Genomic DNA, 12,221 nt, shown 5'->3' on the forward strand with positions numbered 1-12,221 from the left:
GTTCATTCTCAGTACCCGGATCCTTGACGCGCGTCAAGTTGGTAGGGCGGGACCACCAATCCGGGCTTCCAATCGTCCGGCGTTCCACTAACCTGCGCTGCATTGAGAGGTCCGCAATGGGCCCCGCCCGCCCGCTCCGGCGGTGCGGAACGACCGGGAGGATGATATGGGCGTTCCGAAGATTTTTTCGGCGGCATTGCTGGCCGCCGGCGTGTTGACCGCAGGAGGGCTGGCGTCCGGCGCCGCGCTCGCGCAGACCTCGCTGCGGATGACGTGGTACTCGGACGGCAACGAGGGCGAGGTCATGAAGGACCTGCTCGCCCGGTTCGAGAAGGCCAATCCCGACATCAAGGTCGTGCTCGACCAGGTGCCCTTCAAGGCCATCAACGAGAACCTGCCGGTCCAGCTGGCCGCCGGCGAGGGTCCGGACATCGCCCGCGTGGTCGATCTCGGCGGGGTCGCCAAATACATGCTGGACCTGAGGCCCCACCTCAAGGACGCGGCCTATTTCGAGAAGAATTTCGGTCCCTTCCTGGAATGGATGCGGCTGCCCGGCGACACGGCCTCGATCCCCGGCTACATGACGCAGCTCACCGTCACGGGTCCATTCGTCAACAAGACCCTGTTCGAGCAGGCGGGCGTGAAGATGCCGGGCGACGGCGCGACGTGGGACGACTGGGCCAAGGCGACGAAGGAGGTCGCCGACAAGGTCAAGGCGCCCTTCCCGATCGCCATCGACCGCTCGGGCCACCGCTTCCTCGGCGCGGCGATCTCGTCCGGGGCGAAGATCTTCGACGCCAAGGGCGAGCCGGCCGTCATCGACGACGGCTTCAAGGCGATGTCGCAGAAGGTGTACGACTGGCACAAGTCCGGCGTGATGTCGAAGGAGCTCTGGGGTTCCGTGTCGGGAGCGACCTATCGGGGCGCGAACGACGAGTTCAAGAACGCCCAGGCGGTCCTCTACATGTCCGGCTCCTGGCAGGTGGCGCAGTTCGACAAGACCATCGGCAACGCCTTCGACTGGGTCGCGGTCCCCAATCCGTGCGGCGCGGGCGGCTGCACGGGCATGCCGGGCGGCGCGGCGCTGGTCGGCATCAAGACCACCAAGAACCCGCAGGCCGTCGCCAAAGTGCTCGAATATCTGGCGAGCGAGCCGGTCGCGTCGGAATTCTACTCGCGGACGCTGTTCGTGCCCGGCCATCTCGGCCTGTCGCAGAAGGGCATCGACTATCCGACCGCGAGCCCGCTCGCCAAGGCCGCCCTGCAGGTGTTCGGCCAGCAGGTCGGCAAGGTGTCGCCCATCGCCTACAAGCTGCAGGGCTATCAGTACAACCGCATCATCTTCAACGCGGTGATCAGCCGGCTCGGGCAGGCCATCTCGGGCGAGACCACCCTGGAGGACGCCTACAAGCGGATCGACCAGGACATCGCCCAGCAGATCGCGGAGAAGAAGAAGTCGTGAGACGTATCCCCTCATCCGGCGTTGCGCGCCACCTTCTCCCCGTTCCGGGGCGAAGGGAGGCCTGCGGCGCCGCCGGAGAGGGCTGGAACCTTGGGGCGGGCTCCATGCGCGCCCTCTCCCCGGCACGGGGAGAGGGCCGGGGTGAGGGCCGTCTCACACGCATAAGCCTCGCCGCATGAGCGCCCTCCCGCCCCCGTCCACGCTCGGAGAGCGCGTCTCGGCGCCCTTCGCGGCGCTGTGGGGGCTCATCATGCGGGGGTTGGACGCGCCCATGCGCTGGGCGCAGGAGCGGATCGGCGCGCGGCGGATGCCCTATCTGTTCCTGGCGCCGAACGCGCTCTTCTTCGGGCTGTTCGTGTTCCTGCCGCTGATCATCAACATCGCCTACTCGTTCACGGGCGGCTCGGCGCTCTATCTCTCCGACCGGCCCTATGTGGGCGCCTCGCAATATGGGCACCTGTTCGATTGCGGCAGCTATCTCGATCCGGGGTCCTGCCGGGAGGACCATTTCTGGCGCGGCGTGCAGAACACCGGGACATTCGTGGCCCTGCAGGTCGTGTTCATGGTGGGCTTCTCGCTGCTCACCGCCGTCGTGCTGAACATGGACATCCGCGGCCGGGGCTTCTTCCGCGCCGTCTACTTCTTCCCGGTGCTGCTCTCGCCCGTCGTGGTGGCGCTCATCTGGAAATGGATCCTGCAGCGCGAGGGCCTGCTCAACGCCGTCCTGACCGGTCTCGGAGGACAGAAGATCCTGTTCTTCGTGGAGCCCGGCTGGGCCATGTTCTGGGCCGTGTTCGTGTCGATCTGGGCCCATATGGGCTTCTACACGCTCATCCTGCTGGCCGGACTGCAGGCGATCCCGACCGACATTTACGAAGCCGCCGAGATGGACGGCGCCAAGCGCGCGCGGGTCTTCGCCCGCATCACGCTTCCCCTGCTCTGGCCCAACCTGATCGTCGTCATCGTGCTCGCCCTGATCAAGGGCGTGCAGACCTTCGATGAAGTCTTCGTGCTCACCGGCGGCGGCCCCGGCAGCGCCACCCTGCTGGTGGTGCAGTACATCTACGAGACGGCCTTCTCCAACCAGGTCCAGAATTTCGGGCTGGCCGGCGCCGCCTCGGTCATCCTGGGGCTGGTGCTGTTCACGCTCACGCTCGTGCAGCTGTGGGTGTCGCGCAAGAAGGACGCATCCGCATGAGCGCCCTCGCCGCCTTTCTGTCGCGCCGCCGCGGCGGCCGGCCCTGGCATTGGACCGACGTCGCCGCCTACGCCTATCTGGCGCTCGGCGTCGTGCTCATGTTCGGGCCGGTGCTCTGGCTCGTGCTGTCTTCCTTCAAGACGCAGGCTGCGCTCCTGGAGTTTCCGCCCTCGCTGCTGCCGATGTCGCAGAAGGAGGTGATGGTCCCAGGCCAGGACAAGCCGCTGCCGCTGTTTCGCGTCACCATGGAGGACGGCAGCGTGCGCGAACTGGCGCAGCTGCGCCGGATCGGCATCATCGCCCAGATGGTCGACCCCAAGGACCCGACGCAGACCATCCGCGCGCCCATCGACAAGCGCACCCCCGTGCGGGAGTTCGCGCTCGCCGCGCAGAACTACACCGAGCCGCTGCGCAACTTCGCCTTCCCGACCTTCCTGGCGAACTCGGTGTTCGTCACCGCGGTGGCGACGCTGATCACCCTGATCATCAACTCGATGGCCGCCTACGCGCTCTCGATCTACGACTTCAAGGGCAAGAACGCCGCCATGCTGGGCGTCGTCGGCACGCTGATGATCCCGATCACCATCATCCTCGTGCCGGTCTATGTGGTGGTGGCCAAGCTCGGGCTGGTGAACTCGCTCTGGGCCGTGATCCTTCCCGGCGCGGCGACGCCCACGGGCGTGTTCCTTCTGCGCCAATACATGCTGACGCTGCCGCGCGACCTGATCGAGGCGGCCCGCATGGACAAGGCGTCCGAATGGCAGATCTACTGGCGCATCGTGATGCCGCTGGCCCTGCCGGCCCTGGCCGTGCTGGCGATCTTCTCGATCATGTGGCGGTGGAACGAGTTCCTCTGGCCGCTCGCGGTGTTGACCAAGACCGAAAGCTACACGCTGCAGATCGGGCTCAACGCCTTCCAGGGCGAGCTGCAGGTGCAGTGGCACTATCTGCTCGCCATGACGGTGGTGACGCTGCTGCCGGTCGCGGTGGTGTTCGTGTTCCTGCAGCGCTTCATCACCACCGGCATCGCCAACACGGGCATGAAGTAATGGCGCATCTCGAGCTCCGCGGCGTCCACAAGAGCTACGGCCCCGTGCACATCATCCACGGCGTCGACCTCGACATCCGCGACGGCGAGTTCGTCGTGTTCGTCGGCCCGTCGGGCTGCGGGAAGTCCACGCTGCTGAGGATGATCGCCGGCCTGGAGGCGATCAGCGCCGGCGAGGTGCGCATCGACGGGCAGGTCGTCAACGACACGCCCGCCGCCGACCGCGGGCTCGCGATGGTGTTCCAGAGCTACGCGCTCTATCCGCATATGAGCGTGCGGCAGAACATGGCCTTCGCGCTGGAGAATATGGGCCTGCCCCAGGCCGAGATCGACAAGCGCGTCGCGCGCGCCGCCGCAATGCTGCGGCTTGGGGACTATCTGGAGCGCAAGCCCAAGGCGCTGTCGGGCGGACAGCGCCAGCGCGTCGCCATCGGCCGCGCCATCGTGCGCGACCCCAAGATCTTCCTGTTCGACGAGCCGCTCTCCAATCTCGACGCCGAGCTGCGCGTGGCCACCCGCAAGGAGCTGGCGGCGCTGCACGCCGAGATCGGCGGAACGATGGTGTACGTCACCCACGACCAGGTCGAGGCGATGACGCTGGCCGATCGCATCGTGGTGCTCCAGGCGGGCCGCATCGAGCAGGTCGGCGCGCCGCTGGAGCTCTACAACCGCCCGGCCAACCAGTTCGTGGCGGGCTTCATCGGCTCGCCCAAGATGAACTTCTTCAGCGGCGCGGTCACGCAGGCCAGCGGCGCGGGCGTGACGCTCCGGCTGGGCGACCGGCACGCCGTGTCGCTGCCCTACGGGGCCGCCGCCCTGCCGGCCAATCTGGGGGTGACCCTCGGCGTGCGACCGGAACACCTGGAGGTGGTGGAGACCGGCCCCGCCGACATCGAGGCGCCCATCACCCTCGCCGAGCACCTCGGCGGCGACACCTTCTTCACCTGCGAGGCGGAAGGACTGCCGCCGATCACGGTGCACCAGCCGGGCCAGCTGATGCGCGGCCGCGGCGAGTTGCTGCGCCTGCGGATCGACGCCGGGGCGGCGCATCTCTTCGATCGGGACGGCCGCATCCTGCTGCACGGGCGCGACGCCCTCGCCAGCCAGGCGCAGGCGCGGGCGGCCCATTAGGCCAGAGCCGGCGCGGCCGCGGCGGCGGCGCATGGCCTGAAGCCGTGATTTCGGGCCGGTCTGCCTATATAACCTGATGGACCGAGCCCCGTCGGCCCTGCATCCCGGTTCCCTGCATGCCTCCGTTCGCCGTCATCCTCGCCGCCGCGCTGTCGCTGTCGGCGCTGTTCGCAACGCCGCTGCGGGCGGCCGAACCCGCGCCGCCGATCCGCGTCATCATCGAGGTGCCGAACGACGACGCCGGCCGGGCGTTCCTGGCCGACAAGATCGCCCCGAATCTGCCTCAGAGCGGCGCGGGCGCCGCCCCGTCCGGGTCGGGCGGGGCGGCCCCCACCATCGCTCCCGGAGCCCCCGGCGCCGCGGGAGCGCCGGCCAGCGCCATGCCGCAGACCATGTTCAGCGGCAGCGCCTCGGGCGATTTCTCGTTCATGGCCGCCAACGAGTTGCAGAAGCTCCGGCAGCGGGCGCGCGCGCTCATCGCCGCCGCGCCGGGCGTGCCGGACGACATCGCGCTCTCGGCGAGCAGCTTCGTGCTGTCGCGCGGCTCGATCGACTGGCTGCAGCTCGCCCTCGCGTCGGGCCTGCTCCTGCTCGGCGGCGTCGCGGGCCAACGCCTGGCGTGGTGGGCCAGCCGCGGGCTGCTCAACCGGTTGCTGGAGTCCCCGGGCGACACCGTGCGGGAGCGGCTCCGGCTTCACGGCATGCGGGTCACGCTCGGGCTCTTCGTCCTCGCCGCCTTCCTGCTCGGCTCCATCGCGGCCTTCGTGCTCGTGCCGTGGCCGCCCGTCATCCGCGAGACCGTGCTCATCCTGCTCGCCTATGTGGCGGTGATCCGCCTGGCGCAGGCCTTCGGACGGGTGGTGATCGCGCCGGGGGCGCGGCACGACTATTTCCGCGTCGTGCCGCTCAGCCAGCCGGTGGCCTGGTTCTGGTACCGGACGCTGATGCTCTTCGTCGTCATCGTGGGCGCCGGGTTCGCCACCCTGAGCCTGCTCAACATCATGGGCGTGTCGCTGCTGTCCAAACAGGTCATCGTCAGCATCTGGTTCACGCTGCTGGCGCTCACGCTTCTGGCCAGGCTGGTGGCCCGCGTGCGCATGCAGGCCGACCCGCCGACGCGGCTGTCGGTGGTGCTCACCGCCACGCTCATCGTCTCCGCCTGGATCCTGGGATCGCTGCACCTGAAGCAGCTGTTCTGGACCCTCATCGTGGTCAGCCTGGTGCCGCTGACCATGCGGCTCGTCCGCGCCTCGATCCGCAACATCGTGAGGCCGGAGGAGACCGCCCGGGCGGGCGATTCCAGCGCGCTGGCCTGGGCGGTGGTGGTCGAGAAGGCGACGCGCGTCGTCGTCGTCGTCCTGTGCGCCACGGCTCTCGCCGACATCTGGTCCATCGACGTCAGCGACATCGCCATGGGCGAGTCGATCCTCACCCGGGCGGTGCGCGCCGTCATCCGGGTGATCATCATCATGCTGGTGGCCGACCTCGTCTGGAAGCTGGTGCGCGCGCTCATCGACGGGCGGCTCGACGATGGGGTGGCCTCCGCTCACGACGATTCCCCCGAGGGACGCAAGCGCTCGCGGCTGAACACCCTTCTGCCCATCCTGCGCAACTTCATCTTCGCCATCCTGGTCGGCGTCGCCTTCCTGATGGTGCTGGACTCGATGGGCATCCAGATCGGGCCCCTGCTGGCCGGCGCCGGCGTGCTCGGCATCGCGGTCGGCTTCGGCGCCCAGACGCTGGTGAAGGACATCATCTCGGGCATCTTCTACCTGCTCGACGACGCCTTCCGGGTCGGCGAGTACATCACGGCCGGGAGCTACAAGGGCACCGTCGAGTCCTTCTCGCTGCGCTCGGTGAAGCTGCGGCATCACCGCGGGCCGATCACGACGGTGCCGTTCGGCGTCCTGGGCGCGGTGCAGAACCTCAGCCGCGACTGGGTGATCGACAAGTTCTCGATCGGGCTGACCTACGACACGGACCTCGACAGGGTGAAGAAGATCGTCAAGGACATCGGCAAGCAGCTCGCGGCCGATCCCGAATTCGGGCCGCACATCATCGAGCCCTTGAAGATGCAGGGCGTCGAGCAGCTCGGCGACTTCTCGATCGAGGTGCGGCTGAAGATGATGACCAAGCCGGGCGAGCAATTCGTCATCCGGCGCGCCGCCTACGGGCTCCTGAAGAAAGCCTTCGAGCAGAACGGCATCCGGTTCGCCTTCCCGACCGTGCAGGTCGCAGGCGGGAACGGCGGCGGCGGCGAGCAGGCGATCGGCGCGGCCGCGCAGCGTCTGCTGGACGTGCGCCAGCAGCAGACGGCGGCCGCCGCGAGCCAGCCGGCGGCCTGAGCCGTCTCACCGCCCCGCTTCGGCCGGGCGGTAGAGCGCCTCCGCGTCGGCGCGGAACGCCGCGCGGGCGTCCTGGCGGGCGTAGAACATGTGCCCGCCGGGATAGACCTGGAGCCGCAGGCGATCCGGCCCGCCCAGGTCCGGAAGCTGGGCCAGCAGCAGCTTGTTCTCGTAATAGGGGGTCACCAGGTCGGTCGCCCCATGCGCCACGAGGGCGCGCATGTTGGGATCGAGCGCCAGCCCGTCGCGCAGGTCGCTGAGCGCCTCGGGCGCGCTGCGGCGGCCGCCCCATTGCCATTGGCCGCTCACCTCGCGGTTGAGCAGGCGGTAGGGCCTGTCGATGCGCCAGCCCAGGCGCCGGTAGAGGTCCGTCATGGCGGCGGAGAGCGGCGCCTCGATGGCGTCCAGCACGGGATCGTCGCCGTGCGGCCCCGGCGCGAAGGGCTGCGGATCGACGCCCGTGATCGTGGCGTCGTAGGCGCTGGCCACCCGGCCTTTCTGGCGCTCATGCGTGAAGGTGGAGACGTCCACCCGGCCCGCGAGCTTGCGCACCGTCTCCGGGTCGAGGCCCGTCAGGGCCGCGACGCGCGCCGACATGCGGTCCACCGCGGCCGTGTCGCCCGGACCCTTCAGCAGGTCGGCCATGAACTCCCCGGAGGCGTAGCGCTCCGCTTCCGCCATGGCCTGGCGGTTCAGCGACGCATCGCCGCGCGAGGCGTCGTCCCGGGCGGCGGCCATCGAGGGCAGTTCGGAGACCCACCGCATCGGCGAATGCCGGGGCTGGAAGCGCCAGGCGAAGTCGAGCACGGGCGACAGCATGATGACGCCCCGGACGCCGACGCCCTGGCTGGACTGCAGCTCGCGCGCCAGGCGCGGAGCCCGGTAGCCGCCATAGCTCTCGCCCAGGATGGTCTTGGGCGAGGCCTGGCGGTCGTTCTTCTCCACCCACTTGCGCACGAAGGTCGCGAGGCCCGAAATGTCGGCGTCCACGGACCAGAACCGGCGCCGAAGGTCGTCGCCCCGCGCGGTCGACCAGCTGTAGCCGGTTCCGACCGGATCGACGAAGACGAGGTCGGTGAAATCGAGCCAGGTCTCGGCGTTGGGGACCGTGACGGGGACGTCCGACGGGGCCGGTTTCTCCATCGGGAGCCGCCACGGGCCGATCGCGCCGATGTTCAGGTAGGCGGCCGCCGCGCCGGGTCCGCCGTTGAACGCGAAGGTCAGCGGGCGCTGCGCCACGTCGCCGCCTACGCGCCGGAACGCCACGAAACCGATCTCGGCCAGCAGCGGTCCGCCCTCGCCGTCGAAGAGCGGGATGGAGCCCAGCGTGGCGGTGAATTTGAGGGTCCGGCCCGGCAGGTCGAGCGTGTGCTCGGTGGTGACGTCGGCCGGAAACTTGCGGGCGTCGTCGCGCGCCTTCTCGGCGCGGTCCTGCGACTGGGCCTCCTGGTCGCGAGCCGGGCGGCCTTGCTGTTGCTGCTGCGCCCATGCGGGCTCGAAGGCCATGCAGAGCGCGAGGACGGCCGCCGGCAGCAGGGCGAGGCCGGCGTGCCTGCGGGACGATCGCGCGCGGGGCGCAGGGCCGGGAGACGGTGGGAGGGACATCGAGGCTCCTTCGAGGCGCTGGCCGCATCATAGCCGGTCGCGGGCGGTCCTGCGTCGGGCGGTCACGACATCGTCATGGAGGCCGCCGCGCCACAGCCCGATCACAAACGTGGCTCAAACGGAACCGTTGCGGTTCGTTTGTGTTCCTTGTGCGCCTTGGGCGTCGCAATCGGCGCCGCCATGATCCTGGAGTCGTCCCCTCATGCTTGTCAGCCGGCGTTTCGTCGCTCTTGGTCTGCCGATCGCCCTCGGCGGTTGCGTCTCCGCCGGTCCGCCTCCGGCGGCGTTGATCTCTTCCCGCTCCGCGCTGGATCCGGCCGCATACGCCATGTATGGCGACATCGACGACGAGCCCTTCCCCGTCCCGGCCGTCAACATCGACGAGATCGACCCCGTCTATCTGCGCCGCGTGGTGGCCTATTCGGGCCCGGAGCGCCCCGGGACGGTGGTGGTCGACCCTGACCAGCGCTTCCTCTACCTCGTGCAGGACGACGGCCGGGCGATGCGGTACGGCGTCGGCGTGGGCCGCGAAGGCTTCGGCTGGCACGGGAACGCCGTGATCAAGCGCAAGGCCGAATGGCCGACCTGGACGCCGCCCTCCACCATGATTCAGCGCCAGCCCGAGCTGGAGCAATATGCCAGCGGCATGCCGGGCGGCCCGGACAATCCGTTGGGCGCGCGCGCCATGTATCTCTACCAGGGCGATCGCGACACGCTCTACCGGATCCACGGCACGATCGAGCCCAACACGATCGGGACGCGGGTCTCCTCGGGCTGCATCCGCCTCATCAACCAGGACGTGATCGACCTTTATCGGCGCGTGCCGACGGGGTCCCGCGTGGTCGTGCGCGGCAGCCGCGGCGGCGGCGGCGACGAATTCAGCTGAGCCTGCGCCGCGCTGCGCTGTGGAGCGTTGCGTCCGCGCCGCTCCACAGCCGCGCGATGCGTGCTAGCACCGTGGGCCGTCCGGAATCGGGGACGGCCTGCGTGGCGAGGTTCTGTATGAAAGCCGGGATCGACATGGGCACGACGTCCGAGGGGACGACCGCCCTTCTCGACCTCGAGGAGCTGCTCGCGACCCGTCTGCTGGTGCAGGGCAATTCGGGATCGGGCAAGTCGCATCTGCTGCGCCGCCTGCTCGAGCAGAGCGCCAGCTGGGTGCAGCAGGCGATCATCGACCCCGAAGGCGACTTCGTCACGATGGCGGACCGATTCGGCCACTTGGTGGTCGACGCCGCCCAGAGCGAGAACGATCTGCAGCGCATCGCCGCGCGCGTGCGCCAGCACCGGGCCTCGGTGGTGCTCAACCTCGAGGGCCTCGACATCGAGGGCCAGATGCGCTGCGCCGCCGCCTTCCTGGGCGGGCTCTTCGACGCCGACCGGGACTACTGGTACCCCATGCTGGTCGTGGTCGACGAGGCGCAGTTGTTCGCGCCCGCCGCAGCCGGGGAGGTGTCCGACGAGGCCCGCAAGCTCTCGCTGGGGGCGATGACCAACCTGATGTGCCGCGGCCGCAAGCGCGGCCTCGCCGGCGTCATCGCCACGCAACGGCTCGCCAAGCTGGCCAAGAACGTCGCCGCGGAAGCGTCCAACTTCCTGATGGGACGCACCTTCCTGGACATCGACATGGCCCGGGCGGCCGACCTGCTCGGCATGGAGCGGCGCCAGGCGGAGGTGTTCCGCGACCTGGAGCGCGGCCGCTTCGTGGCGCTCGGCCCGGCCCTGTCGCGCCGGCCCCTGCCGCTGCGCATCGGCGAGGTCGAGACCTCCGCCCGCAGCTCCAGCCCCAAGCTGATGCCCCTGCCCGAGGCGGGCGGCGACGAGATCCGCGACCTGATCTTCGAGCCCGCCGAGCCCGACTATGTCCGCCCCCCGCGGCCCCGCGTGGCGCCAGCCCCCACCACAGCCGACATCATGGCGCAGCTCGCCCGCCCCCGGCCGGCCGAGCCGGCAGCCGAGCCCGCGCCGGAGATGAGCCCGGAGGAGCGCGGCGCGCTCATGGACGAGATCCTGCGCGACATCCTGCGGGACCCCGACGCGGCCTTCGCCTCCGTGGCGGTGCTGTATCAGGACTTTCTCGTGCGCTGCCGCATCCGCCGCGTGTCGGGCGAGCCGATGAGCCTGCCCACCTTCAGGCGGCGGCTCGCGGTGGCCCGCGCCGGCGCACAGCCCGGGCGATCCGACGAGGCCTGGACGAAGGCGGTGGCGTTCGCGGCCGAGCTGGAGGAGGACATCCAGGCCGTCTTCCTGCTCATCGCCCGCGCGGCGCTGTCCGGCGAGCCCTGCCCGGGCGACGATGTGATCGCGCGCGCCTTCGGCAGCCGGTCACCGGCCCGGGCGCGCCGCATTATCGCCTATATGGAAAGCCGCGGCATCGTGGTGTGCCGCACGGACCTGCGCGGCCAGCGGATCGTGGCCCTGCCCGATCTGGGCTGCGAGACCGCGCCGGGCGACGCCGCCGCCAAGGCGCCGGCTCCGACTGCCGCAGGCGGGTCGCCGGGCGCCGAAAACCCGGCTTCGCCGGACCTTTTCGCGCTGGGTTGATGGCGGGCGGCTCAGGTTCCCGCGAAGGCGATGGACCCCAGCCAGCCCAGTCCTCCGATGATGGCGGCGAGCAACAACCAACCCGACTTCATGGCGTGTTTCCGTTTCGTTAACCGTGGTGACGAACGCGTTTTCAGCACGCTTGTTCCGGTTTTGCCCGTGCGCCGGCGCACGCCATGACCTTCGAAGACGCAAACGGCGCTCCGCGGATGCTTCGGAACTCCAAAACTCGGGGTGAAGTTTAAGGAGCGTTCACGATTTCAGCCTAGAACTTGATCCGATCGCGGAAGCAGGTCCCGCCCCCCAGGGTCCGGAGCGCCGCCCATCTCTTGAGCACGCTTGAGGAGCCGCCCTGTGAGCCTCGCCTACGACACCCTGTCCCATCACGGCGCCTCCGCCTCGTCCGAAGCCATGCAGCGCATCGTCACCTTCAGGGTGGACGGCCGCAGCTTCGGCGTCGACGTCGCCGCCGTCCGGGAAATCAAGGGCTGGCAGCCCACCACGCCGCTGCCCAACGCGGCCTCGCACGTGCTCGGCGTCATCAACCTGCGCGGCGCGATCATCGCGGTCTACGACCTGCGCCAGCGCCTCGGCCTCGGCCCGAGCACGATCTCCCGCTCGAGCGTCGTCATCGTGGTGGACCTCGGCGAGCGCCTCGCCGGCCTGCTGGTCGACGCCGTGTCCGACATCGTCGACATCCAGATCTCCGCCCTCCGCCCCGCCCCGGACATCGCCGGCGAGGGCGACGACATCCTGCAGGCGCTGGTCGTCAAGGGCGACGAGGTCGTGGCGCTGCTCGACCTCCCCGCCGTCGTGCGCGAATCGCATGGCGCGACGCTGAACTGAGCGTCGCACCAAGCCGTTCCGAGAAAGGGGCCCCAGCGGCCC

Annotated in this window: 9 protein-coding genes; 8 read left to right on the forward strand and 1 reads right to left on the reverse strand. The window is 69.6% G+C overall.

The genetic code is table 11. From position 1 onward, the window contains the following. The first annotated feature begins 166 nt into the window (after nucleotides 1-166). From ACYVO7_RS01215 to ACYVO7_RS01235, 5 genes are all read left to right on the forward strand, one after another. On the forward strand, nucleotides 167-1,462 hold the full coding sequence (locus tag ACYVO7_RS01215; protein WP_460448030.1) for an ABC transporter substrate-binding protein: 1,296 nt from the start codon (nucleotides 167-169) through the stop codon (nucleotides 1,460-1,462). A 175-nt stretch (nucleotides 1,463-1,637) separates the two neighbouring features. Next, a complete protein-coding gene (locus ACYVO7_RS01220; RefSeq protein WP_460448031.1) occupies nucleotides 1,638-2,660 on the forward strand; it encodes a carbohydrate ABC transporter permease in 1,023 nt (340 codons plus the stop codon). Then, the gene (locus ACYVO7_RS01225; protein WP_406856284.1) at nucleotides 2,657-3,709 is read left to right on the forward strand and encodes a carbohydrate ABC transporter permease; all 1,053 of its coding nucleotides are present in this window, start codon (nucleotides 2,657-2,659) and stop codon (nucleotides 3,707-3,709) included. Before ACYVO7_RS01220 ends, ACYVO7_RS01225 begins: the two co-directional genes overlap by 4 nt. Then, on the forward strand, nucleotides 3,709-4,839 hold the full coding sequence (locus ACYVO7_RS01230) for an ABC transporter ATP-binding protein (protein ID WP_460448032.1): 1,131 nt from the start codon (nucleotides 3,709-3,711) through the stop codon (nucleotides 4,837-4,839). The genes ACYVO7_RS01225 and ACYVO7_RS01230 overlap by 1 nt, the downstream gene beginning before the upstream one ends. Before the next feature lie 116 nt (nucleotides 4,840-4,955). Further along, entirely contained in the window at nucleotides 4,956-7,184 is a 2,229-nt protein-coding gene (locus tag ACYVO7_RS01235) for a mechanosensitive ion channel family protein (RefSeq protein ID WP_460448033.1), read from the forward strand. A 6-nt stretch (nucleotides 7,185-7,190) separates the two neighbouring features. Here ACYVO7_RS01235 and ACYVO7_RS01240 read toward each other — a convergent pair whose 3' ends face one another. Further along, nucleotides 7,191-8,789, reverse strand: coding sequence for a S10 family peptidase (locus ACYVO7_RS01240; protein ID WP_460448034.1), 1,599 nt, complete (start codon nucleotides 8,787-8,789; stop codon nucleotides 7,191-7,193). Nucleotides 8,790-8,991: 202 nt separating this feature from the next. On the opposite strand from ACYVO7_RS01240, the gene ACYVO7_RS01245 reads away from it, so the two are divergent. The 3 genes from ACYVO7_RS01245 (at nucleotide 8,992) to ACYVO7_RS01255 (ending at nucleotide 12,179) form a co-directional block, all read left to right on the forward strand. Then, on the forward strand, nucleotides 8,992-9,675 hold the full coding sequence (locus ACYVO7_RS01245) for a L,D-transpeptidase (RefSeq protein ID WP_460448035.1): 684 nt from the start codon (nucleotides 8,992-8,994) through the stop codon (nucleotides 9,673-9,675). 116 nt (nucleotides 9,676-9,791) lie between these two features. Next, nucleotides 9,792-11,333: a helicase HerA domain-containing protein gene (locus ACYVO7_RS01250; protein ID WP_460448036.1), complete on the forward strand. Its 1,542-nt coding sequence runs from the start codon at nucleotides 9,792-9,794 to the stop codon at nucleotides 11,331-11,333. A 354-nt stretch (nucleotides 11,334-11,687) separates the two neighbouring features. Continuing rightward, nucleotides 11,688-12,179, forward strand: a complete 492-nt coding sequence (locus ACYVO7_RS01255) for a chemotaxis protein CheW (protein WP_406856278.1) — start codon at nucleotides 11,688-11,690, stop codon at nucleotides 12,177-12,179. Nucleotides 12,180-12,221: the final 42 nt, after the last annotated feature.

This window comes from Alsobacter sp. SYSU BS001988 (assembly GCF_054796215.1).

Coding starts and splice junctions, on each gene's coding strand:
- ACYVO7_RS01220 (WP_460448031.1), top strand. CDS start 1,638: ATGAGCGCCCTCCCGCCCCCGTCCACGCTCGGAGAGCGCGTCTCGGCG.
- ACYVO7_RS01230 (WP_460448032.1), top strand. CDS start 3,709: ATGGCGCATCTCGAGCTCCGCGGCGTCCACAAGAGCTACGGCCCCGTG.
- ACYVO7_RS01250 (WP_460448036.1), top strand. CDS start 9,792: ATGAAAGCCGGGATCGACATGGGCACGACGTCCGAGGGGACGACCGCC.
- ACYVO7_RS01225 (WP_406856284.1), top strand. CDS start 2,657: ATGAGCGCCCTCGCCGCCTTTCTGTCGCGCCGCCGCGGCGGCCGGCCC.
- ACYVO7_RS01240 (WP_460448034.1), bottom strand. CDS start 8,789: ATGTCCCTCCCACCGTCTCCCGGCCCTGCGCCCCGCGCGCGATCGTCC.
- ACYVO7_RS01245 (WP_460448035.1), top strand. CDS start 8,992: ATGCTTGTCAGCCGGCGTTTCGTCGCTCTTGGTCTGCCGATCGCCCTC.
- ACYVO7_RS01235 (WP_460448033.1), top strand. CDS start 4,956: ATGCCTCCGTTCGCCGTCATCCTCGCCGCCGCGCTGTCGCTGTCGGCG.
- ACYVO7_RS01215 (WP_460448030.1), top strand. CDS start 167: ATGGGCGTTCCGAAGATTTTTTCGGCGGCATTGCTGGCCGCCGGCGTG.